Origin of the sequence: Colwellia sp. E2M01 (genome assembly GCF_018860585.1) — a bacterium.
Classification (GTDB): domain Bacteria; phylum Pseudomonadota; class Gammaproteobacteria; order Enterobacterales; family Alteromonadaceae; genus Colwellia.
Map to the genome: position 1 here is coordinate 25,475 of NZ_JAHKPR010000071.1, position 26,004 is coordinate 51,478.

Consider the following 26,004-nt stretch of genomic DNA (forward strand, 5'->3'; position numbering starts at 1 on the left):
CCTTGAATTGTAGTAAATTAGACACAATAGACTAGTATAGTTTTATGTTAATAAATAATGTTAATAAATAATGTTAATAAATAATGTTAATAAATATAAATACCCAATGTTAAATACCAAAAGAGGTCATTAAGTTGAGCGATATGGCAAAAAATCTTATTTTATGGTTAGTTATTGCAGTTGTTTTAATGAGCGTATTTCAGAGTTTTACTCCGAATAGCTCAAATAATCAACAAATGGATTACACCCGCTTTATTAAGGATGTACGTCAAGGACAAATTCGAGACGCAAGTGTCGATAGAAATGGCGTGATTACTGGCGAAAAGAGTAGTGGTGAAGCATATAAAACCGTTATCCCTGGTGGCTATGATCGTGATTTAATTAACGACCTTGTTAAACAAGGTGTGCGTGCGGAAGGTAAATTACCTGAAGAAACGAGTTTCTTAACCACTATTTTCGTTTCTTGGTTCCCAATGATCTTACTTATTGGTGTATGGATATTCTTTATGCGTCAAATGCAAGGCGGTGGCGGTAAAGGCGCTATGTCATTTGGTAAAAGTAAAGCACGCCAATTAACCGAAGAGCAAATTAAAACAACGTTTGCTGATGTTGCTGGTTGTGATGAAGCGAAAGAAGATGTTGCTGAGTTAGTTGATTACTTAAAAGAGCCAACACGCTTCCAAAAACTAGGTGGTCGTATTCCATCAGGTATTTTATTAGTAGGTCAACCCGGTACAGGTAAAACCTTATTAGCTAAAGCTATTGCCGGTGAAGCGAAAGTACCTTTCTTTACCATCTCAGGCTCAGACTTTGTTGAAATGTTTGTCGGTGTTGGTGCATCGCGTGTTCGTGATATGTTTGAACAAGCTAAAAAATCAGCCCCTTGTATTATCTTCATCGATGAAATTGATGCAGTAGGTCGTCAACGTGGTGCAGGTATGGGCGGCGGACACGATGAACGTGAACAAACCCTTAACCAAATGTTGGTTGAAATGGATGGCTTTGAAGGTAACGAAGGCGTTATTGTAATTGCTGCAACTAACCGTCCAGACGTATTAGACCCTGCTTTACTTCGTCCAGGTCGTTTTGACCGTCAAGTAACAGTAGGTTTACCAGACATTAAAGGTCGTGAGCAAATTCTTAAAGTGCACATGCGCAAAGTACCTTTAGGTGATGATGTTGAAGCACAAGTTATTGCCCGAGGTACACCAGGCTTTTCAGGTGCAGATTTAGCTAACTTAGTAAACGAAGCCGCTTTATGTGCGGCACGTAGCGGACTTCGCTTAGTTAGCATGAAGCAGTTTGATGAAGCTAAAGACAAAATAATGATGGGCTCAGAGCGCAAAACTATGGTGATGAGTGAGTCTGAAAGAGAAATGACCGCTTACCATGAAGCTGGCCATGCAATTGTTGGCCGTTTAGTGCCAGATCATGATCCAGTTTATAAAGTAAGTATTATTCCACGTGGTCGTGCGCTTGGGGTAACTATGTACTTACCTGAGCAAGATAGATTTAGTCACTCTAAACAGCATTTAGAAAGTAATATATCGTCTTTATACGGCGGTCGTATTGCAGAAGATGTTATTTACGGCAGCGACAAGGTCTCAACGGGTGCTTCGAATGATATTGAACGTGCAACTAACATTGCCCGTAAAATGGTAACCCAATGGGGGTTATCTGATAAAATGGGGCCAATGTTGTTCGCCGAAGAAGAAGGTGAAGTATTCTTAGGTCGTACCTCTGCTAAATCATTACACATGTCTGATGAAACAGCGAAATCGATTGATGAAGAGATCAGAGCGGTAATTAACCGTAACTATGAAAGAGCTGAAAAGTTAATCAAAGATAACATGGACGTATTACACGCCATGAAAGATTGTTTAATGAAATATGAAACAATTGACGCACTACAAATTGATGATTTAATGGCTAGAACACCAGTACGCCCGCCAGCAGGCTGGGATGATAAAGGTAGCTCAAGCTCTAACTCAGATAATAGTAACGGTAAAGCTGCAGAAGAAACTCCTGTTGAAGCCAAAGCTGAACCAGTAAAAGAAGTAACGCCTGATACAAGCAAACCAAGTGGCGATACAGTGAGTTAATTCTTGTTATGAATAATAAAGCCTCGGTATTTAGTAATAAGTACCGAGGCTTTTTCTTATGTGTATTTTCTAAATAAACTTAACTTATATAAAGATTTTAAAATGGCTCTCACCAATAAATATTTTAGCAGTTTAACTCAGCCACTTGTAATGGGAATTTTAAACATAACTCCAGACTCTTTTTCTGATGGTGGTAAGTTTGCATCATTTGATAATGCGTTAAAACAAGTTCAAAAAATGATTGATGATGGCGTTGATATTATTGATATAGGTGGTGAATCAACACGCCCAGGCGCTGTTGAAGTCAGTGAGGCTGATGAACTAGCGCGTGTTATTCCATTACTTAAAGCAATAAAAACTAATTACGATATTAAAGTCTCAATAGATACCAGTAAAGCGGCGGTTATGGCACAGAGCATAGAGCAGGGTGCTGATATTATTAATGACGTTCGTGCTTTGCAAAATGAGGGGTGTTTAAACGTTTTAGCTAATAGCGATGTACCGGTTTGTTTAATGCACATGCAAGGTTTGCCGCGCACCATGCAAAATAACCCGCAATATAGCGATCTTATCGGCGATATTAAACAATTTTTTATTGAGCGTATTGAAGCATGTGAACAAGCAGGAATTAATCAAAATCGCATTATTTTAGACCCTGGTTTTGGTTTTGGCAAAACACTAGAGCAAAATTACCAATTACTCGCTCAACTGCACAAATTTGATGACTTAGGTTTATCTATTCTCTCTGGTACATCGAGAAAATCAATGATAGGTAACTTATTAGAACGTAAAGTCGATGAACGTCTTGCAGGGAGTTTAACTACCGCTATAATAGCGGCACAGCAGCAAGCTAAAATTATTAGAGTGCATGACGTAAAAGAAACAGTTGATGCACTTAAAGTATTAGCTATTACTCAGAAATATCAGTATTAGCTAATTCATAAAATATAAAATATAAACATGATAATTGATATTATTGTGAAAAGAATTTAAGGAATAATATGTCAGATCGTAAATATTTTGGTACCGATGGTATTCGTGGTTTAGTCGGACAATACCCAATTACCCCAAACTTTGTTATGAAGCTAGGCTATGCCGCAGGTAAAGTACTCGCAACTCAAGGCACCAAAAAAGTACTGATTGGTAAAGATACACGTATTTCAGGTTACATGCTTGAATCTGCACTTGAAGCAGGCTTTTCAGCGGCAGGTATCGATGTTGGTTTATTAGGCCCAATGCCAACGCCAGGTATTGCGTATTTAACTAAAACTTTTAGAGCTGAAGCCGGCATTGTTATTAGTGCATCACATAATCCTTTTTATGATAATGGTATAAAATTCTTCTCTCAGTCAGGTGAAAAATTACCTGACGAAGTTGAATTAGCGATTGAGTCTGAATTAGACAAACCTATGGGGTGTGTTGAGTCTGCTAAATTAGGTAAAGCAAATCGTATTAACGATGCTGCGGGTCGTTATATTGAATTTTGTAAAAGTAACTTTCCAAGTAAAATGTCCCTCAAAGGACTTAAAATAGTAGTCGATTGCGCCCATGGTGCAACTTATCACATAGCCCCGAACGTATTTCGTGAACTAGGCGCTACGGTTATTGAAATTGGTACCGCGCCAAATGGTACAAACATTAATGATGGTTGTGGTGCAACATCAATGGCAGCTATCAGTAAAGCGGTAGTTGAGCATGAAGCTGACTTAGGTGTTGCTCTTGATGGTGACGGTGATCGCATCATGATGGTTGATCACACAGGTTATGTGATTGACGGTGATGAAATTATTTATATTATCGCCTGTAATGATCTTAAGTCAGGTCGTAAAGAGGGTGGCGTAGTTGGCACCTTAATGAGCAATATGGGGTTAGAACTTGCTTTAAAAAAACTTAATATAGACTTTGCTCGTAGTAATGTGGGTGATCGTTATGTTATGGAATTACTTCGCGAGAAAGGTTGGCAATTAGGAGCTGAAAATTCAGGCCATGTTATCAACTTAAATCATACCTCTACAGGAGACGGTATTATTGCGGCGTTAAATGTTCTCACCGCGGTAACAAAGCAAAAAAAATCACTGTTTGAGTTACGTCAAGGCATAACCATGTTGCCACAGTTACTTGTTAATGTACGTTTTGAAGGTGCAAACGATCCATTAGAAGATAAAGCTGTACTTGCTGCCGTTGATGAAGTTAATGAAACATTAAGTGGCCGTGGTCGAGTATTATTACGCAAATCAGGCACTGAGCCGCTTATACGTGTTATGGTTGAAGGCCCTGATGATGATGAAGTCACGTTGTTGGCGAATAAAATTGCTGATTTAGTGAAGTTGGTTAAGTAATGTTATTTATCGAATACTAGGGGCTGTTGATCTTTCAGAATTAAAATTTAGACGGCGTTATCGCATATTCGTGTAGCCAACTACACGTCACATGCTCTACCTTGTCTGTTCTTAATCCAAAGAAGATCAAACAAATTGCTGTAAAAGTAATCTCGAAATATCAATAGATCCTAGTTAAGCGCTATAAGCTAAAAGGACGCTAACTAGATCCTTTTAGCTAAGATAAAAGCAGAATAATGCTACTTTAATGCCGTAATTATAAAATACGTAAGAATAAGTCGGTAGCGAGTATAAAAAAACTACAAGCAGTAAAAGATATTGTGTTAAATACTTGTATCTTTTGCGTAGGTTGGTTACTATCTCGCGGCTTCATTTTAGCAATGACTCTATTTTGTGTTAACTGCAGTCGTAATACTGAAGTTGTAATATAAGTATCATGGCTCAGAGGTGGAAATGACAAGAAGAGTAATTGTAGCTGCAAATTGGAAAATGAACGGTGATTTAGCCTTAGTTGATTCAATGCTTTTGGGCTTAAAAGACTTAGAGTCATCAAATGTAGAAGTCATTATTTGCCCAAGTTTCCCTTATTTATCTGAATTAAATCAGAAAATAAAAGCTGCTAATTTAAATGAAATTATTCATGTTGGAGCGCAAACGGTAAGTAAATTTTTCGATGGTGCCCATACGGGTGAAGTTTCAACAAATATGTTGAATGACTTATCGATAAAATATGTCATTGTTGGGCACTCAGAGCGTAGAAGTGTATATAATGAAACTTCAGAGCAAGTTGCTAGTAAAGTTCATGCAGTATTAAAAGCAGGTTTGAGCCCTATACTCTGTATTGGTGAAACTGAAGAAGAACGTAGCAGCGGTAAGATTGAATCTGTGTTAATGTCCCAGATCCAACCTGTTATCGATGAAATAGGCATAAAGAATTTTAGTGATGTTATTATCTCTTATGAGCCAGTTTGGGCAATAGGTACAGGTAACCCAGCATCAAGTGCTATGGCACAAGAAACACATTATTTTATACGTCAACTTATCGCTAAACAATGTGATCAAGTGGCGGCAAATATATCGTTACTCTACGGTGGCAGCGTTAATGCAGCTAACTGTGAAGAATTATTTGCACAACCTGATATAGACGGTGGTCTTATTGGTGGTGCTAGTTTACAAGCCGAGCAATTTAAAATTATTTGTTCTGCAGCCAAAGGAAAATAGAAATGTTGTATCAAGTATTAATTATCGCCTACGTAATAATTGCTTTAGCCCTTATTGGTTTAGTATTAATCCAACAAGGTAAAGGCGCAGATATGGGAGCATCTTTTGGTGCAGGCTCTTCTGCAACAGTATTTGGCTCAGGCGGTTCAGGTAACTTTCTTACCTCAACAACAACTTACTTAGCCGTAGCATTTTTTGCTATTAGTTTAGTTTTAGGTAACTTAACTGCTAACCGTACTAAAGCTGTTGATGAATGGAATAACTTAGAAGTGCCAGTTGAGCAAGCCGTTGATTCAATTCCAAGTGAAAGTATTGATGAAGCAACTTTACCTGCTGCTCAAAACAATGATGTTCCAGCTGCTGATGACGTTGCTAGTAAAGAAGAAAATAGCAGCGTACCTGAGTAATATTTTAAAGTATTACTCAGAGTGATGATAAGAATTTAAGAAAACCTAATTAACACCTCAGTTAGTTAGTTTAGTAAAATAGAGTATATAGGTTTAGTATTGCGCGGTTGTGGCGGAATTGGTAGACGCGCCAGCTTGAGGGGCTGGTGACTTAGGTCGTGGGGGTTCAAGTCCCCCCAACCGCACCACTAAACTTATACAAATAGATATTTAAAGGCCGATTCAATGAATCGGCCTTTTTTTGTTTGGTTGTAAGCATAAAATAATTTCAGCACGAATAGAGGATCTAATTGTATTTCTTTTAGTCATTTATGATTCTTTTTCTTAACACAAAGAAAAGTGCCTACTTCTGATCTCCATTGAAAATGAGGATTACCATCGATTTAGCTTGTCGCGGCTAAATTTCGTAGTACATAATGCAAAATACCGCCATTTTGGTAATAGCTAAATTCATTTGGTGTATCAATTCTGATCATAACGTCAAATGACTTTTCACTACCATCACTTGCAATAACAGAGACAGTCGCTGTTTTTTGATCGGCATTTATCGCGGGAATGCTAAATTGCTCTTCACCGGTTAATTTTAATGAATCGGCGCTTTCATCTGGCATAAATTGTAAAGGTAGAATACCCATGCCAACTAAGTTTGAGCGATGAATACGCTCATAGCTTTGGGCTATAACGGCTTTAACCCCTAATAAAGCAGGGCCTTTTGCCGCCCAGTCGCGTGAGCTACCAGTACCGTATTCTTTACCCGCTAATACAATTGAGGCAATGTTTTGTTGCTGATATTGCATGGCGGCATCAAATACACTCATTTTCTCACCTGATGGCATCATTCTCGTCCAACAGCCTTCGGTGCCTGGCGCTAATAAATTACGTAAACGTACATTGGCAAAAGTGCCACGCATCATGACTTCGTGGTTACCCCGTCTAGAGCCGTACGAATTAAAATCTTTAAGGGCAACCCCTTCACCTTGCAAGTATTCAGCGGCGGGGCTATCTAGCGCAATTGAGCCTGCAGGCGATATATGATCAGTGGTAACACTATCACCTAATTTTAATAAACATCGCGCATTTTTAATGTCATTAATGACGGGGATTTCAGTACTGATATTCTCAAAAAATGGTGGTAACTTCACATAAGTCGAATCTGGCCAATCATACTTCTGGCTTTCTACTACATCTAAAGCTTGCCAATCTTTATTGCCGCTATACACGTCAGCATAGCGAGAGGTAAACATTGAACTGTCGATAACGCTTTCAATAACCTGTTTAATTTCATCATTATCTGGCCAGATCTCATGTAAATAAACCGATTCTCCTGAAGTATCTTCACCTAAAGGCTCTGTTGTAATATCTATTTTCATATTACCCGCTAATGCATAGGCAACTACGAGAGGAGGAGAGGCTAGATAGTTAGCTTGAATTTCGGGGTGTATACGCCCTTCAAAATTACGATTACCTGATAAAACCGAGGTAACTGATAAATCACCGTGATGAATAGCTTTGCTAATTTCGTTTGGTAAAGGACCTGAGTTACCAATACAAGTGGTACAACCGTAGCCGACAAGTTGAAAACCAAGGGCGTCTAAGTCTGTATTTAAACCTGACTTAAGCAGATAATCTGTGACAACTTGTGAGCCAGGTGCAAAACTGGTTTTAACCCAAGGTTTAACATTTAAGCCACGACTTCTTGCATTTCGTGCTAGTAAACCTGCAGCAATTAATACTGATGGATTCGAGGTATTAGTACAACTTGTGATCGCGGCAATTACCACAGAGCCGTGTTTTAATAAAAAGTCTTCATCTTTATATTGGCAAGGTACACCCGTGTCTCCCTCACTTGCTGGTAATACTGGCGAAGGTTGCCCGCCTTCACCTTCAAAACTGCTTTCAGTCGACGTTGGAGACGAGTTTGGCTTTTGGCTTGAGTCAGCATGTTTAACGCCGTTTTGTAATGTTAACCAATCACTGTAAGCAGCACCTGCTGCGTTTAATGAAATTCTATCTTGTGGACGTTTAGGGCCGGCAATAGAAGGGACTACATCATCTAACTTTAGTGATAATCGGTTATGATAAACCGCATTTTGTTGTGATTCAGTTCCCCACATGTTCATGGCTTTAAGATATGTTTTGATACGTTCAATATGATCGTTATCTCGTCCAGTTAATTCCATATAGTCAATGGTTTGTTCATCAATTGGGAAAATACCACAAGTTGCGCCGTATTCGGGCGCCATATTGGCAATGGTGGCCCTGTCGGCTAAGGTAAGTTCATTTACACCGGTACCAAAAAATTCGACAAATTTACCGACTACACCTGCGGCGCGTAATTGTTCGGTAACGGTTAACACTAAATCAGTTGCTGTTGTGCCAGCAGGTAATTTACCGGTTAATTCAAAACCCACGATTTCAGGTAATAACATAGTGACTGGTTGACCTAACATTGCTGCTTCCGCCTCAATGCCGCCAACTCCCCAACCTAAAATACCTAAACCATTAATCATGGTGGTATGTGAATCTGTGCCAACTAGAGTATCTGGATAAAGTAGATTATTTTCATCGGCTTTTTTAAATACAACGCGAGCTAAATATTCGAGATTGACTTGGTGCACTATGCCGCGACCAGGAGGTACTACTTTAAAGTTATTGAAACTTTGCTGACCCCAGCGTAAAAACTGGTAGCGTTCATTGTTACGTTGAAATTCAATAGCGGTATTTTGTTCCATCGCATCAGCTTTGCCAAATACATCGACCATAACAGAATGGTCAATCACCAACTCTACGGGATTTAACGGGTTAATTTTATCCGCTGTTCCGCCCATTTTTACAATAGCATCACGCATCGCCGCTAAATCGACTACTGCAGGTACCCCGGTAAAATCTTGTAAAATAACGCGAGAAGGGACAAAAGCTATTTCAGTGTCTTGCCAATTTTTTACGTCCCATTTGGCTAATATTTCAATATCTTTATCTTGAACAAAGTCAGTATCGGCATGACGTAATAAGTTTTCTAAGAGGATTTTGGCGGCGAAAGGTAAGCGGGAAAGATCATAGTTATTAGCTAAATTATCAAAACTATAGTAATGGCAAATATCACCATTAATTTCCATGCTCTGTAAATGTTGTGTCGATTTGGTCATTAGCTGTTCTCCATTGAAATGAATTTATGAATAACGTTTAACTTAGTAAATCTACTTTAAATATACTATCGCATCGCTGAACTAGGGTATAGGCTAGAACCATATCTTTTATTTTTTGGTAAGTTTTAATATAGAGCAGTTCCACTTAAAGGTGCTCGTTAAGCTAAGTCTGAGTGATTCATAATCAAGGCAGGAGTGGTTTCGCGATGCAGATAATTAACAAAATTAACAAGGACGTCGCTCAAAGCTTTATTGAAAACGGTTATTAAGCTTGTGGTATAGTAAGGCACTGTATAAGCGAGTGTCCTATTTATTTTTATCCTATTTATTTTTATCCTACTTATTTTTATAACTAGGAAGTTATTTAATAACCCACTAACACCTTAAATCACCTCTTAACTTAACTCCACAGATAATGACGATGTTTACAATAGATTTTTTAAAAAAGACGATGAAACTTGCTTGGCCGATTTCATTACAAAGTGTGTTAGTAACATTTTTGGGAATGATAGATATTATCATGGTATCTCACCTAGGAAATGAAGCGGTTGCCGCGGTAGGTATAGGTAATAGAATTTTCTTTGTTGTGTTGATTATGCTTACCGGTATTGCAACAGGCGTTGGCATTATGTCTGCTCAATATTATGGTGCATCTCAAGCTAATAAAATAAAAAACACGATTGTTTTAGCAATAATCTTTGCTTATCTATTTTTATTGCCAGTAATTGTTTTAAATTTCTTTTATGCAGCACCTATTGTGAACTTAGCAACGACTGATCTTGCCGTCATTGGCTTCGGTGAAAGTTATCTATGGATCACTGCCCCTAGCTTATTATTTATTGCGGTTATTCTTATTTTTGAAGGTGCTTTACGCGCTACAGGGCAGGTTAAATTGCCTATGGTTTTTAGTGTTTTGGCTATTGTGTTAAATGTTATTTTAAATTACTGGTTAATAAATGGTGGGCTTGGCATTGAGCCTATGGGGATTGTGGGAGCTGCTTGGGCAACAACTTTAGCAAGATTATTCCATGTATTAATATTAATTTATTGCTTGCAAAAAATAGCGCATCCAGTTTTTCCCAATAAAGAATGTTTGAGTAAAATATATGATCGCCAAAAATGGTTTAACTTTATACAACTTACTTGGCCATTAATGTTAAGTTTTGGGGTTTGGTCATTAGGCACATTTGGTTATCAATTAATTTATGGCCGCATAGGAACTGTAGAACTAGCGGTAATGAGCATGTTAACACCAATAGAGGGTATGTTAATCGCTTTCTTTTTTGGCTTTTCTGCTGCTTGTTCAATTATTGTAGGTCAAAACTTAGGTAAAGATAACTTTCAAGAAGCATGGAAAACCGGTGTTATGTTTTCAATGGGAGGGCCAATAATTACCTTTGCTTTAGCCTTGATTATTTATTCTTTTGAAGGTGTTATTTTTAAATCATTTCAAGCTATGGAAACGTTAACTCTGCAGTTGGCTGCTGAAATATTCGCACTCATCGTGTTTGGCACTTGCCTAAAAGTTTATAATATGACGATTTCAATCGGCATACTTCGCGCTGGCGGCGATAATAAGTATTGTTTAATTATTGATACTATTGGTATGTGGGTAGTTAGTTTGCCATTAACCTTTATTGCCGCTTTTTACTTTCAATGGCCACTATTTTACGTGGTATTAACCGCTTACTCCGAAGAAATGTGTAAAGCGGTAATGTTTACTTGGCGAATGAAGAAAAAGGTATGGTTGAAAAATTTAACGACTGATTAGGAACTATTGTTCTTTCAAGGTTAAAATTTATACGGCATTATCGCATGTTTGCTCTTAATACAAAGAAGATCAATCAAGTTACTGTAAAAGTAATCTTGAAAGGTCAACAGACCATAATATTTTTTGCAAGTGATTGATAAATATTAATTGTTTTAATGGTTTACCTAGTCCCGTTAGGTGAAAAGAGAAGTTCTCTTGATTAGGACTGTTTAGACAAAACTTTGACCAATGTTACTTGCCACTTCAAAATATTATTTGAGAACTTCAATAACTTATCAAGGCTGCGCACATAACAATTGTATTTTACTAGTGCCGTGCTTATATAATATTATGATGAGCAAAGCTTATATGATAACAATTAATCTTGTATAAGATTATTGTTATCATATAAAAAGTTATTACTGTTTATTTTAAAATAAAATCAGTTCTAAGTTTTTTTTGTTTTTTATTGTATGCTGAACCCAAGATCCCACCTTAATAGGAGAAATATATACGTTATGTTTACTAAAGAAATGGCACATGCAGCCTTGCAAACTTGGTGTGACAATGTTGTAAAAGTTGGACAAGTTCATGCCGAAGGAGGCGATGTTCAAGCATTTTCTCTTCAAGTGTTATCTGAAAGTTATGATTACGACAATGGAAAGGTATTGTTTAAGCCTACCTTAACATTTGGCCAACAAACGTTTCGACCAACAAAAGAAGGAGCTCTTTCTTATTTTGTGGGTGGGAATAGTGAATTCCCCGATGATAAAGGCTTTAAACTTAAACCTTGGGTAAAGGTTTGGTACAGTAAAGAGGATTTTATTTTGCACGGTGACTTAGCTATTGTGCAGTGTAATGTACACTTTATAGGTGATGACGACAGCCATATATTTGTAAATAAAAGCTTTGTGTTTAAAGAATGCGAAGATGGTAATGTGCGTATTACACTTCATCAATCTTCATTACCTTATCAACCTTAAATCTAATATTTACTCTTAAATTATTAGACTATTAGACTTTTAGGCATTGCACCTTAAGCAATTAGCTTGACTTGGGGGGCTAATGTTTAAATAAGGAATGTTTTCGTTATTGAAGCTGCCTGTTATCGGCTTTTTTGTAACCATTATGTTAGGTTATGTGTGATCTTTTGAGATTTATTTTTACAGAGCCTGAATAAGGTTCGATGAGCATATACTGTAATACCGCTATAAATTTTAACATTAACATCAACATCAACATCAACATCAACAGTAATATGCTTATTGTGATTAAAACTTAAGGTCTCTCTCATTGAAGTGTTCAGAATGAAAATAGTAATTGTTCGGGATAATACATTTTATGTTCTTTAGTTGTCGTATTTTATCTCAGCGCTTTAATCGTTCATCAATACTTTGCAAAATTATCATTTTTAGCATGATGCTTGTTGTGTCTAATTATGCACAAACAGCAAGTTTAGACGATTCACCTAAAGTTATTTGGGTATACAAATTCCTTAATTATATTACTTGGCCTGATGAAGGTGATAATCAACACTTAACAATTAGTTACTGGGGAAATGATAATGGTTTTTATGAAAAACTTTCATCACTCAATGGCAAAAGAGTGCGTGATAATCAAATAAAGATAGTCAGACAGTACAGTATTTCCCCACAAAAGAATGTGCAAGTCATTGTCGTAGGTCATGATAATAATAATGCGCTGGCAAAACTACAAAGCTTAGTTAACGGTAAAAGTACGTTACTTATCTCGGATAATGCTACTAATAAACAAAATATAATGCTCAACTTTGTCTACTCAAATGATAACTCCATTTCATTTGAGCTGAATCGTTATAATATTGTTTATGAAAAACTAGTCTTGTCTTCAGAAATATTAGTTATTGGTGGTACTGAAGTCGATATTGCTAAAGTGTTAAATGAAACGAATAAAAAGTTAGACAATATAAAACTACAATTGGATAAGCGAGAAAAAAACTTAAAAATATTAGCGACTGATATTAGTAAAAAAGAAAATAAAATTGCAGTGCTACAACAAAAAATACTAACGCAAACACAAGATATTGAAGCAAGACAGCAACAATCAGTCTTGTTAAAAAATGAAATAGAGCAATTGCTAGTTACGGTTAAAAATAGTCATGATGAGTTGACTAAAAACCAACAACAGCTTAGTAAAAGCCAAGCTGAATTGAAAAAGAATAACGCAGAATTAAATAACAACAATATTGCCTTAGTTGAAAAACAAGATCAGCTTATTGCTAAAGAAAAAAACATTAAAAAATTATCAAACTCTATTGCGGCAAATACATTAACTTTGGTTGAACAGCAGACACAAATTGAACAGCAACAAATCGCATTATCTAATCAAAAAGAAGCTTTAGCGCAACAACAAAAAGAGCTTGTAAATAAGTCATCAACGATACAAAGACAGTATATGGCTATGATAGTTAGCCTTATTTTTATTTTATTAGTACTGGGAATTGTTTTTGTATTGTATCGAAGCAGTAAAAATAAAAAGAAATCTTATGAGGCATTAAGTGATAAAAATAATGAACTTGCGCAAACTAACAACCAGTTGATAGAAACGCAGTTTCAGCTTGTTGAGTCAGAAAAAATGGCCGCGTTAGGTAATTTAGTTGCAGGTGTTGCCCATGAAATTAACACACCTTTAGGTACTAGTGTTACAGCTGTTAGTACCGCACAACATTTATTAGAAATATTTGTGGCTAAAGTACAAGCAAATAAAGTTAGTCGCAGTGATATGAATACATTCTTAGAAAAATTGAATCAAGCAACGGGGTTAATAAATAGTAACTTGATCAGAGCAAATGATCTTATTCGACAATTTAAACTTGTCGCGGTTGACCAATCGTCCGAAGAACTGCGAGAATTTTTAGTTGGTGAATACTTAAATGAAGTGCTCGCAAGTTTATATCCGCAATACAAAAAATATAACTGTGAAATAGAGATTATTTGTGATGAAAAACTGACCATGACTTCATACCCAGGTGGTCTAGCGCAAATTATGACTAATTTGGTTATTAACTCAATTCTGCATGGTTTTAAGTTAGATAAAGATGCTTCAATAAGACTTGAAGTAAGTGTTGAAAACCATAATGTAACTATTGTTTATCAAGATAATGGTATTGGGATCGACATTGATAAACATGCAGAGATATTCACCCCTTTTTATACGACAAAACGTAATAATGGTGGTAGTGGTTTAGGTATGCATATTTGTTATAATATCGCCCGTAAATTAGGGGGGGATATAAAATGTGTACCTTGTGACAGCGGCGCTAAATTTATAATCACTTTACTTAAAAACTTATAAGTAATTTAGGTGCTATCGCTGAAAATATTTGAGAAGCGTCTTATCGTAATTACCTACTCTGTGCAGTAATCAAAATCAATCCATGAAAATCAATCAACGTAAACTAAATAAGCAATATAGCGAGCAAGGCTACTTTGTTATCAGAAATTATTTTAATAGCGATGAAATAGCAGCATTAAGGAAGGTTGTGTTAACTTTTCATGAGCTATGGAAAATAGACAATGCAGTATTTTATAAAGAAGAGGCGTTTAACTCGTCATTAATTACCGGCAGTCAGTATTTATCGTCAGACGATAGAATCAAGTTATTTAACTTTATTAGCTCCCCTAAAATGATGGTGCTTATCGACACGGTTATCCCTAATAAGCCCGCCTTTATGAATACACAGTTATTCTTTAACCCTGTTAACGTTAAATTAAAAGATTTTTGGCATAGAGACTGTCAATATGATCATGATATTGAAGATCAAAAAATTGCCATTCAAGAAACGCAAGTGGTGCATTTACGTGTGCCTCTCTTTGATGAGTTGGGCATGGAATTAGTACCAGGTACGCATAAGCGTTGGGACAATAATGAAGAGTTTACTGTTCGCCAAGAAACTCAAGGAAAGCTAAGTTGCGATAACCTTAGCACAGGCAAAAAAATTCCATTAGCGGCAGGAGATTTATTGGTGTTTTCCGCGGATATGATCCATCGTGGATTATATGGTTTAGACCGTTTAGCATTAGACGTTTTAGTCTTTGATCCAAAAGGCGATTTTGTTGACTATGTTGATGATGATTGCTTACCTAATGGTGAAATGTTAACGGCACTTGATGAGCCAAGGTTATTTCACAATACACTTGAATTGAAAGCACAACGGGCTTGTTAAAGCGTTAACCTGTTAACTTTAAGTAAGAGTGTCATCACTATGCGTTTTTCGGTATCATCAACTAAGTAGGTTAACGAGTAATATTATATTATTCAATTTTGCCTTACTAAAAAGTTGATAAGCAATTGTGGGAAGTATTATGTGGCGTGCACTTTTATTTATTTGTTTTTTTTGCTCAGTAGCACTTAATGTTTATTTGCTTATGCAATTAAATGTCGAGTCAATTGAAAAAAAATTCCAACAAAAAGTCAGCATTCCAGCAAAATCCCCCCCTAAAAAACAGCCGTTAATTTTTAAAGATACTGTCGTTGATGAAACTATTAATACGATAAACGCAGAAGCAACAAGCACAGTAAAAAAAGCTGAAGTAGACAATAAAAACGCTGAAGATAACCTTATTGCACAACAGGTAATGAAAATTAAAAAGGCAATTACCGACAACGACTTTTTTATTGCCAGCTCTTTAATAAATACCTTAGCCAATAATCCTCACGCAAACACTGAATTAACAGAAATAAAACAGTTTTGGTTAGATGTAACCAAAGCGCTAATTCTTGAAGATTCATTTGCCCATGCTGAAAACTCAATTAGCGCTTATTTAGGTTTTCAGCAAGACGACATCGATTTTTTATATCAACAAATAAACTTGTATTGGCAACAGCAATTACCAATACCGGCTATTAGGTATGCTTATGAAATGCAATACCATGTTTTTACTGAAGTACAAAAGTATGACGTACTCACCTTTGCAAGAGATCTTGTTCAGCAACATGCGGATCTACTGATCAAAAATAACTTATGGTTAGAGTTAAGAGACTTAGTTGAGCAGGTAATGATATTAGATCCTGAGGATTTTAATTTACAATGGTTGTTTGTTAATGCGCAATATCAATTAGGCGAGTTTGAATTTGCTCGTGATGCTATAGCGCCTTTTTTAAATAACCCTAATTATAAAGTGAAAGCAGAAACACTTTTAGCGAAGATTGAAGCTGCATTAAGAAAACCTGAAAGTATTCCATTGGAACGTCAAGGTGAGCACTTTATTGTTCCTGCTTATATAGATGGTGGTTTTCAAGTATCGTTAATGTTAGATACGGGCGCTAGTATTTCATTATTATCAGAAGTCGCTTTTGAGGGAGTAAAACGTTATACCGATGTTACTTTTCTTAAAGAATTGCAATTGAATACAGCTGGCGGGCAAGTTATTGCGAGTATGTATCAGGTAGCTGAGTTTTCCATACAAGGGTATATAGTTAAAGACTTTACCTTTGTTGTGAGCCCTTATATTAGTGAAAATAATGATGGTTTACTGGGTATGAATTTTTTAAGTGTCTTTGACTTTCATATTGATCAAGCAAATAGCCAGTTGATACTAAAAAATAAACTATAAAAATAACAACTGAGTTCAGTCTGTAGCCGCTTTTATTTATCTAAATGGCAATTAGGCTGTCTTTAATGAACAAGGTAGATGCCGCTTCATTAATTTTTATTAACATTTCATTCGTTTTTCATTAAATTATTACGGTAAAGCTATAGCTGCACTAGCAAAGCATTAATTATCGAGGTAATATTTAGCCGCGGAAAGATGCATTTTTCTTATGTTTTTATCTTATAACCAGTACATTTACTATAAAAGTTAATACCTATGACAACTCAAAAATTTAATGAAGCAGCACAACAGTTTTTAGCACGACGTGTACCAGGTACTAAAGCAGACAGCTTACCTGAAGCAATTAGACCTATTACCATCGAAGATGCGTTAATGGTACATCAAGAAATGATTAAACTGCGTAGTGATAGTGTAGCGGGTTGGAAGTGTTTATTACCAATAGCTGAAGACAAAATGGTTATGGCGCCAATCTTTGGTGATACTTTTCAATCAGGCGAGCAATGTTCATTAATGAAAGATAATGGTGTAGCGCGCGTTGAGCCTGAAATTGCATTTGTATTAAATAAAGATTTACCTGCACGTGCTGAAGATTACTCTGAAGCTGAAATCAACGATGCAATTGGCAGTTGTCATATGGCATTAGAGCTAATGCAAAGTCGTTTTACTGAAGACTGTACTGCTGGTTTTGAAGAGCGCTTAGCTGACTGTTTACTTAATCAAGGCTTATACATTGGCCCTGAAATTGATAGAGACTTAGCTTTCGCAGCAAGTAGAATTCAACTTTCGTTCAAACAAACTGAAGCAAATGGTGAAGTAACTGAGCAAAACCTTGATGGTGTTCACCCTAATCCATTACCGCAATTACCAGTTTACTGGGCTGTTAACTTTATGAGTAAACGAGGTACTACTTTCAAAAAAGGCGAAGCATTTACTACAGGCTCTTACAAAGGTATTGTTGAAGTAGATTTTGATAAAAAAACTGAAATCAGCTACGCGGGTATTGGTAGCTACACAGTTACTTTTAAAGAGCTTGTGTAACCTTAAGTGGTTAAAAGTTCACAGATAAATGACTGAAAAGGTAACTCATATATTGTTTAGTATATTGGGTTACCTTTTTGAGCTTAATGTAACGGAGAACAGTTATAACGGAGAACAGTTATAACGGAGATCTGTTATAATTAATAAAGCTTCAATTAAACTCAATTAATTAAATTAAATTAAATGATTTAAGAAAAGCCAAGCCTATACTTACCGTAAATAACGACCCCACAGTACCCATTACAATAATATTAGCTGCTAAAACCTCATTACCCTTCATCGCTTTCACCATAACAAAGCTCGCCGCCGCAGTAGGTGTACTGGCCATTAAAAATAAAATACCAAGCTCCATTTTTGAATAGCCACAAGCATAACCAATGGCAGTGATAATAATAGGGGTCACAACAAGCTTTGCTATAACTGAAGCAGAGGCAACCATTTTAGTACTTTTCATATCGTTAAACGATAAACTTGCACCAATACAAAGTAGCGCAACAGGTAAGGTTAACTGAGCTAAATAATCTCCCGTTTTCATTAATACCGGATGAATAGGAATATGCAGTAAATTAATACTAATGCCCAGTACAATACCAATAATGAGCGGATTTTTAACTATGCTAATTAGCATAGACCTGATGTTGACTTTTTTATCGGTAAGGCTGGAGGTGAGGGTATAAATAGATAACACATTATACATCAACACAAGAATAGACATTAAAATAGAAGCCTTAGCAATTCCCTCAGTACCATACAGATTTGCACAAAAAGCTAAGCCGACAATAGCTAAATTACCACGAAATGCTCCTTGAACATAAACACCTTTATCACGCGGATTTTTAACAAAAAACGAGGCGCTTAACGTTAATAAGATAAACACTAGTAAGGTTGCTAACCCAGCGCTGGCGATAATAACAGGATCAAATACCGTCGCGATGTCAGTTTTTACCATACTCATACCAAGCAAAACAGGTAAGGATACTTTAAAGACAATAATGGACGCTTGTGAAATAAATACATCACCAATTAATCGGTAATACCTAAGAATGCCACCTAATACCACCATAGTAAAAATAGGACCAGTGACAGAAAAAGCAAAGTTAAAAGTAGATAGAAGTTCAGAAAACACAAGTAGCCTATTTTAGGTTGGATGAAGTAACGAAAGGAGGTTAAAAACAGTTTTATTGTATTACTAAAGTCGTTGAAATGAGCAGGTATACGAATACCCTATATTATACCAACTTCATTAAGTTATTGCTAAGTTACGTTAGATAAAGCATGCACATAATTATTAGTTTGCATAGCTAAAAGCTAGAGCATAATTAGATAAGTAAAAATCCAATTATGTCTGTAAAGACGTAATTGGATTTTTTATTTAATTTTACTATTGCTTTAAGGCTAACCTAATGGGGCCAATAACGAATCTAAAATATCATCGGTTAAACTTAACTTATTATCACTGACTTCTTCAGACAATAATGCTTTTGCTAGCTCGGCTTTGTTTTGCTGTATTTTCTGTATTTTTTCTTCAATTGAGTTTTCAATAATATATTTATAGACAAATACTGGTTTGTCTTGGCCAATACGATACGCTCGGTCAGTTGCTTGGTTTTCAACTGCAGGGTTCCACCAAGGATCAAAATGAATAACCGTGTCTGCTGCCGTTAAGTTTAAGCCAACGCCACCAGCACGTAAGCTGATTAAAAATACCGGAACGTCACCATTTTGAAACTGATCAACAATTTCTTGTCGATTTGTAGTAGAGCCAGTTAATTTTACAAAATTAATCTCTGCAGCAACTAATTCCTCTTCAATTAAAGAAAGCATACTAGTAAATTGTGAAAAGATAAGTATTTTACGACCTTCTTCAATTTGCTCTGGCAGTGTTTCCATTAAGTAATCAAGTTTAGCTGACTGGTTAACTTTTTTAGCGCCCTCAAGTGATAATAACTTAGGGTGATTACACACTTGTCTTAGTTTTAATAGCGCGTCTAATACTTCTATTTGACTACGTTTTAAACCTTTGTCGGCAATAATGTCTTTTAAACGACCGTCCATCGCTAAACGCACAGACTCATAAAGTTCTGCTTGTTGGCCTTCAATACGTAAGGTTTGAATTATTTCTGTTTTAGGCGGTAGTTCAGTTGCTATTTTGTCTTTGGTTCTACGCAAAATAAACGGTTTAATACGTTGGTTTAATAATTGTTTACGCTCTAATTCACCATGCTTCTCAATAGGGTTTCTAAACAATTTAGTAAATTGACGCTGCCCACCTAAAAAGCCAGGTAATAAAAAGTTAAATTGTGCCCAAAATTCACCTAAATGGTTTTCCATCGGTGTACCGGTTAAACATAACTTATGATGGGATTTAAGTAACAAAAAGGCTTGGTATAATTTTGTTTTAGTATTTTTTATATAATGGGCTTCGTCGAGAATTAAGTAATAAAATTTTTGTTCGCGATATAAATCTAAATCTTTAGTAATTAACGCATAGCTGGTAATGATGATGTTAACTTTAGGCGCTGTTTGTGTTTCACTATTGTCGAGACAGTCAAAATTTTGATGGCGTTTAGTACCGTGTAATACTTGATAAGAAAGCTCAGGCGTGAACTTTTCAATCTCATTGGCCCAGTTAAAAATAACACTGGTTGGGGCAACAATTAATACTGGCTTGGTTAATCGGCCTGCTTGTTTTTCAATAAGTAAATGCGCCAACGCTTGAATGGTTTTACCTAAGCCCATGTCATCTGCCAAGATACCGTTTAACTGGTATTCACGTAAAAACTGTAGCCAGTTTAAGCCTTGTTGTTGGTAAGTTCTTAATGTGGCGTTTAAACCATCAGGTACCGCAACGGTGTCTACTTGTTGAAAGTCTTTTAATTTTTCCGCTAAGGCGCGTAATTTACTTGTCCCCGTGGCAATCAAACCTTGATCATCAAGCATTGATAAGGTTTGGTGACCTTGAAAGCGAGATAACTCCATGGTGCCGTCATTGTTAAGGGCATTCGGCATAAAGAGTTCAATAAATTGTTTTAATATCGGTTGTACGCTTTGGTAGCGTAATGCCACAAAATCGCCTTTATCTAAGTCCACATAAATAGGAGCGTCAGGCGAAATTAGCTTTTCTTTTTCACGGTCAACTAATACCGATCGTGGTAGTTGTTCAATAGCGCTGAGCAGTATTGGAAACGCGGGCATTTTTTTACCGTCGATGGTTAAGTTTAAACCAAGCGAGAAAAAGTCATGATCATCAGTTTCAATCACTTCGGCGTCAAATACGCTGTCGGTTGGTAATGCTTTATAATAAAAATTATCAGCAAAGCTTATATACCAGCCAAGTGCTTGTAACTTAGGCAACTCTTGGTGTAAAAATGGATGCCAGTAATAAGGTGCTTCCATTAACATTGAAAACTTAGGTGCTTTATTTTTACTCTTATAATTTTGATTGGTAAAAGTAAACTGTTGCGCTTTAGGTTGGGCAATAAAGTTTAATGCCGATAGTTTATTGATAACTGATTGTTCAAACGCTAAATCACGATAGAGTTTTATCTCTTGTAATTCTTCCACTTCTTCATTGGTTTCTTCATCAATGACAGTGTTGCCTGTTGATGTCGAGATGATTATCGTTGCATTTTCATTATGAGGGTTAACTAAATTCCCTTGATAAGAAAAGCCAACGTGAACATAACCCGTTTTAGGATTGCTTTTTGATGGCGTAGAAAAATGCAAATACACATCAGGCTTTGTTAATTCTTGCGAAAATTGCGTTTTAGGTTTAGGTAAACGTTGTACGGCATCACCTAGCGACATTGATAACTTATTCAATACCCAAGGCAGTTTATCTTCTTCAAAAATAGGGGCGTTAAGTAAGTCTGCTTCAAAATCACATTGCGTATTGGTATCAATTCTACCAAAGCTATTATTATCTTCATCGTAGTAACAAAGCGGTTGGGCTTTAATTATTTGAATACTGTCAGATGGTTTGTCAAACACAAGCTTTAAGGTATGTAATTGATTATCAAGCGCTATCCATTGCCATTGAGCTTTTAATGGCTCACCTAGCTTCAATGGCTCATCTAAATTGTAATTGGCATGCCAAAAACAACGATTGGTGTTAATAATGCGCTCAAATAAATCGTAATACTTAACGGTATCGCCAAATTGATTCGTACGAATAAGTTCGGTAAGTACGGCTACATCGTCATTATTGGCATAGGCACTATTAATTAGTGCATTGGTAGAGTACTCACCGCCAAGCGTGCTACTCCAGCCTCCACTTTTTTTAGGACGTGTTGACTTGATTAATAAAGTATAAAAGTCGTCTTCGTTATAGCTATTAGGTTTTAAGAAATATAGTAACGACTTTTGTTGGCTATTAGTCGGGTATCTACTTGGCTGCGCCTGAAAATTACTTAACCATTTATCAATCACTTTATCGGCAGTGGCAATACTTTTATGATCAAAGTGTTCATTAATATAAAATTGCGCTAAAGCTGCACCATGTTTACAATCGCGGCCAACATAGCAATCGCAGTAACATGAAAGGTTATTGGTTTTATTATCAATAACTAAACGGGTTAAATAACTTTTTGCACGAGAGCGCTCACTATATACCACGCCTCGAATTGTATCACCGTCAAGAGCACAGGTTTTAATGCCTTTGGCATTGAAGATCCTAGCGCCTTTTTTCCATTCATTGCTGGTAAAGTGTTTTTCGAGTAATTCAGGGGTAAAAGTATTGTTGGCCATAAGCTTTTATTACAAATAATTCCAATAGACTGATAAATGTACAAATTAGTCCTTTAAAATCTATATTTACTCATTAATGCTTAGCTTTTTAAAGGACATTCAAGCTTAACAGTTTATGGCAGACAATTCATCGAATCATTACAGTATTGTCTAAATTGTAATAACGCAGACATATAAATTAGTGACGAAATGCGCTTAAAGCTTTATTAAATCTCTCTTAAATTCTCTTGAAGTGACGACTTAGATTGAATTTTGAACAGAGCTAAATAAACGCTTTACATGGGCGTATAAATTTATTTCCCTTAGCTAGCTATAAATACGTTAAAATAGATAAAAATGAATTTAGTTATTCATGATCTTAGTTACTTTAGTTTGAGCCAATACCTTAATGACCGCTGATATACATTCTCCTGAAAAAAATACGCCACCTGCTACAACTTTTACAGAGCTTGGTTTAATCACCCCTTTATTGGCGCGATTAGCTGAGCTTGAATATAAGCAACCTACGCTGATTCAAGCACAAGCTATTCCCAGTGTGTTAACAGGGCGAGATTTAATTGCTGGCGCTAATACTGGCTCAGGCAAAACAGCTACTTTTGCTTTACCCTTATTACAACAGTTACGTAGTGAGAAAACATTAGCGAGCAGCGCTAAAGGTACGAATACAAATAATAGTGCCAATAGTAATGGCAAAGGTAATTTTGTTACTCGGCTTATTTTAGTACCAACTAGAGAGTTAGCGAAGCAGGTTGCTGATAACATTAAATCGTACGCGGTGCATTTTAATGGTGATATAAAAATTCAAGCGGTATTTGGTGGTGTTTCTGTTAATAAACAAATGCTTGCTTTGCGAGGTGGTACCGATATTTTAGTGGCAACACCAGGTCGATTGCTCGACTTAATGTCAAGTAACGCGATTAAACTAGATAAGGTTAAAACCTTAGTACTTGATGAAGCCGACCGAATGTTAAGTTTAGGTTTTACTGAAGAGCTAACTGCTTTATTAGCATTAACACCTAAAAGTAAGCAAACCTTATTATTCTCAGCAACCTTTCCTGAGCAAGTACAAACCTTAACGCAAGAGTTGCTTAACAACCCCGTTGAAATACAAGTGCAAAGTGCTGATGCCAGTACGCTAGTTCAACGCGTATTTACGGTAAATAAAGGTGATAAAACTGCGGTAGTTGCGCATTTAATTCAACAGCATAAATGGCGACAAGCACTTATTTTTGTTAATGCTAAACATCACTGTGAACACTTGGCTGATAAACTGGCTAAACGTGGTATTACTGCGGCAGTATTTCATGGTGATAAAGGGCAGGGTGAGCGTAGTCGTGTACTTGATGGCTTTAAAAATGGCGATATTGATATTTTAATTGCTACTGATATTGCCGCTCGTGGTTTAGATATTGAAAAGCTACCCGTTGTGATTAACTTTAATTTACCAAGAAGCCCGTTAGATTATATGCACCGCATTGGTCGCAGTGGCCGTGCTGGCGAAGTAGGCTTAGCTATATCACTTATTGATCATGAAGATTATCATCACTTTGGTGTTATCGAGAAAAAGAACAAAATCCGCCTTGAACGTGAACAGGTGGTTGGTTTTGAAGTTGCCGAAATAGCCAGTGATTCAATATTAGCTGTAGAATTAGCTGAAAATAAACCAATGGCAAAACCTGAAGGCACAGGTAAGAAAAAGCGTAAAAAGAAAAAAACAATTAATGATGATATTTGGAGTGGTATTACTAAGTCTGAATAATTAACCTCATTGTTGTAATTCTTAATTATTATCTTCTTTTATTTTTATTTTTAAAGTTAACTGCAATCTTGATGTTAAATATCTATAAATGTTTTTTTGGTTAAAATATATTTTATTTAGGGAGATAATTTGAGCTTTTTGAAGCAGTTTTATTCAGGTGACCGACTAGCAATATTAAAAAGTAAATTTTTGTTTACTAAACTAAACTCAGGATAATGAGTACGATAAGAATCTTAATTTTAATAAAATAGTATGCTTAGCAATATATGATAGTTTAGCGACTAACAAGGCGCTTTTATGTACCTAATAGGCATATTGCTTATTCCGAGTTAAGGCTAGTTAACTATAACAGTGGGGTAAGGTTATTTATTACGGGTCAATAACCTATAGCGGAGTTAATTTTCTGGTTGAAAGTGGCAGAATATATTAGCGTAACTTGAACCACTAAATGGTGTCGGTCTACCATGAGATAACCTTGCACCTTCGTAAAATATCATTTCACCGGGTTTTAACATAATGTGATGTTTACGGTAATAGTTATCTTCGATGGTTAATGGCCAATCTTGTTTAACCTCTTGATCAACATTGAGGATCACACTGATAATATGTGTTTCAATGCGATCTCTGTGCATTTTAAGTACAGCACCATCAAAATACACTCTTATACCGTATACATAGGTTGGCGCTAGTTTTTGTCCTGTCCATTGCTCGAGTAGAGGTTTCATTGCATTGTGTACTTCTTCACGCAGTGAATCGGTTAACTCCACTAGGGCGCTACTTTTCTTATTTTTATTAGTATTTTTTTTATTAATACTCGCTTCATTGTAAATAAAATCACCCGGAACGTGCTCATCAACAATAGTATGCTTGTTGTCTTGATAAAACAGTCTGATTTTGGCAAATAATGGCTCAGGTAACTTACTTTTTTTAAAACCTATTTCAGTAAAATTATGTACGTATTCATTTTTGCTTTTACTCATCATACTTGGTGCTGGTGTCAGGCGACTATAAGTTCTAAACCATTTAGTTATCACCGCTTTGTAACCTTTAATTACCGGCATACCGTGATGCATACTGTCAGAGTTTGTTTTTCCATCGCTATATAAACTATTCCATATTACAGCCATACCCGTTTTCGGTTTTATCGACTCACCAACATTTACAAATGCAGTTTCACCACCTTCTTCAACATCATTTAGGTATATCATAAAGGTATAAGTACGTTGCCCCATTTGCGCGCCAAACTGTTCAATTTCATGGGCTTCAAAAAAGTCGGTGTGTGCTTTAAATTGTTGTCCTACATCGTACAATTGTCCTTGTACTACTTCTGAATAGGATTCATCAATACCAATCATGTCGCAAATACGTTGGTCTATGGTTTCCATAAATTTATCGTTGAGCTTGCCTAAGTCACAGGTTCTACTGGTTCGGTAAGCTTTATCCGTTTCAGCTGAGGTGAGTTCAGAAGGGCGTAGCTTTGACCGAATAAGCTTTATAATCTTGTTGCATTCAGTTTCGTTTAAAAAGTTATCAAGGGTATAAAGCTCTAAATCATCACTCACAAACCGTTTAGCATTTGGCAGAAAAATAGGCGCATGTTGGCTTGATTTTAAGCCATTATTTGAGTGTTGATTGATTCTAACTTGTTGAATTTTTCTTTGTTGTTTGGCAACTTCAAATGGGTTTACGAGCTTGTCTAACGTAGTCGAAGGCTTGTAGTTCATTTGTTTTACTATGGCATCAAAAGAATAACCTTCGTCTAACAATATTTTGAATAAACCATCCTTATCTTGTCCGTTTTCAACATTGGTATTAATCCAGTTAACCCAATCAGCGGTAAATGTTGTTTTCATATCCCATTAAACCTGTCACATTAAACTTATTAAATAATACCAAGTTGAT

The 26,004-nt window shown here is 36.2% G+C and carries 16 protein-coding genes and 1 tRNA gene; 13 read left to right on the forward strand and 4 right to left on the reverse strand.

Annotated features, from left to right (window positions below; genetic code table 11):
* Positions 1 to 134 precede the first annotated feature (134 nt).
* The 6 genes from ftsH to KO502_RS13890 all read left to right on the forward strand — a co-directional run bounded on the left by ftsH (position 135) and on the right by KO502_RS13890 (position 6,257).
* Positions 135 to 2,102, forward strand: coding sequence for an ATP-dependent zinc metalloprotease FtsH (gene ftsH, locus KO502_RS13865; RefSeq protein ID WP_252730772.1), 1,968 nt, complete (start codon positions 135 to 137; stop codon positions 2,100 to 2,102).
* Positions 2,103 to 2,204: 102 nt separating this feature from the next.
* A complete protein-coding gene (folP, locus tag KO502_RS13870) occupies positions 2,205 to 3,035 on the forward strand; it encodes a dihydropteroate synthase (RefSeq protein ID WP_216023161.1) in 831 nt (276 codons plus the stop codon).
* Positions 3,036 to 3,103: 68 nt separating this feature from the next.
* Positions 3,104 to 4,441 (forward strand): phosphoglucosamine mutase, encoded by a 1,338-nt coding sequence (gene glmM, locus KO502_RS13875; protein WP_216023162.1) that lies wholly within the window; start codon positions 3,104 to 3,106, stop codon positions 4,439 to 4,441.
* A 453-nt stretch (positions 4,442 to 4,894) separates the two neighbouring features.
* Complete coding sequence (tpiA, locus tag KO502_RS13880; protein ID WP_216023163.1) at positions 4,895 to 5,662, forward strand: triose-phosphate isomerase; 768 nt, start codon at positions 4,895 to 4,897, stop codon at positions 5,660 to 5,662.
* Between the two features lie 2 nt (positions 5,663 to 5,664).
* Positions 5,665 to 6,069: a preprotein translocase subunit SecG gene (gene secG, locus KO502_RS13885; protein WP_216023164.1), complete on the forward strand. Its 405-nt coding sequence runs from the start codon at positions 5,665 to 5,667 to the stop codon at positions 6,067 to 6,069.
* A gap of 103 nt (positions 6,070 to 6,172) precedes the next feature.
* Positions 6,173 to 6,257 (forward strand) — tRNA-Leu (locus KO502_RS13890).
* Between the two features lie 195 nt (positions 6,258 to 6,452).
* Here the strand turns inward: KO502_RS13890 and acnA are convergent.
* Positions 6,453 to 9,215, reverse strand: a complete 2,763-nt coding sequence (gene acnA / locus KO502_RS13895; RefSeq protein ID WP_216023165.1) for an aconitate hydratase AcnA — start codon at positions 9,213 to 9,215, stop codon at positions 6,453 to 6,455.
* A gap of 421 nt (positions 9,216 to 9,636) precedes the next feature.
* On the opposite strand from acnA, the gene KO502_RS13900 reads away from it, so the two are divergent.
* From KO502_RS13900 to KO502_RS13925, 6 genes are all read left to right on the forward strand, one after another.
* A complete protein-coding gene (locus KO502_RS13900; protein ID WP_252730773.1) occupies positions 9,637 to 10,986 on the forward strand; it encodes an MATE family efflux transporter in 1,350 nt (449 codons plus the stop codon).
* Between the two features lie 497 nt (positions 10,987 to 11,483).
* Positions 11,484 to 11,948 carry a hypothetical protein gene (locus tag KO502_RS13905; protein ID WP_216023167.1) on the forward strand — a complete coding sequence of 155 codons (465 nt, stop codon included), beginning with the start codon at positions 11,484 to 11,486 and terminating at the stop codon, positions 11,946 to 11,948.
* A 445-nt stretch (positions 11,949 to 12,393) separates the two neighbouring features.
* Complete coding sequence (locus KO502_RS13910) at positions 12,394 to 14,298, forward strand: YfiR/HmsC family protein (RefSeq protein ID WP_216023168.1); 1,905 nt, start codon at positions 12,394 to 12,396, stop codon at positions 14,296 to 14,298.
* 82 nt (positions 14,299 to 14,380) lie between these two features.
* Positions 14,381 to 15,169 (forward strand): phytanoyl-CoA dioxygenase family protein, encoded by a 789-nt coding sequence (locus tag KO502_RS13915; protein WP_216023169.1) that lies wholly within the window; start codon positions 14,381 to 14,383, stop codon positions 15,167 to 15,169.
* 139 nt (positions 15,170 to 15,308) lie between these two features.
* Entirely contained in the window at positions 15,309 to 16,559 is a 1,251-nt protein-coding gene (locus tag KO502_RS13920) for a retropepsin-like aspartic protease (RefSeq protein ID WP_216023170.1), read from the forward strand.
* A gap of 255 nt (positions 16,560 to 16,814) precedes the next feature.
* The gene (locus tag KO502_RS13925) at positions 16,815 to 17,597 is read left to right on the forward strand and encodes a hydratase (RefSeq protein WP_216023171.1); all 783 of its coding nucleotides are present in this window, start codon (positions 16,815 to 16,817) and stop codon (positions 17,595 to 17,597) included.
* Positions 17,598 to 17,766: 169 nt separating this feature from the next.
* On the opposite strand, the gene KO502_RS17345 is transcribed toward KO502_RS13925, so the two are convergent.
* Positions 17,767 to 18,723: an AEC family transporter gene (locus KO502_RS17345; RefSeq protein WP_216023172.1), complete on the reverse strand. Its 957-nt coding sequence runs from the start codon at positions 18,721 to 18,723 to the stop codon at positions 17,767 to 17,769.
* A gap of 269 nt (positions 18,724 to 18,992) precedes the next feature.
* Entirely contained in the window at positions 18,993 to 22,343 is a 3,351-nt protein-coding gene (locus tag KO502_RS13935) for a DEAD/DEAH box helicase (protein WP_216023173.1), read from the reverse strand.
* 388 nt (positions 22,344 to 22,731) lie between these two features.
* On the opposite strand from KO502_RS13935, the gene KO502_RS13940 reads away from it, so the two are divergent.
* Positions 22,732 to 24,102, forward strand: a complete 1,371-nt coding sequence (locus KO502_RS13940; protein WP_216023174.1) for a DEAD/DEAH box helicase — start codon at positions 22,732 to 22,734, stop codon at positions 24,100 to 24,102.
* Positions 24,103 to 24,497: 395 nt separating this feature from the next.
* Here the strand turns inward: KO502_RS13940 and KO502_RS13945 are convergent, their stop codons facing one another.
* Positions 24,498 to 25,955, reverse strand: coding sequence for a 2OG-Fe(II) oxygenase (locus KO502_RS13945; RefSeq protein WP_216023175.1), 1,458 nt, complete (start codon positions 25,953 to 25,955; stop codon positions 24,498 to 24,500).
* Between the last annotated feature and the right edge of the window lie 49 nt (positions 25,956 to 26,004).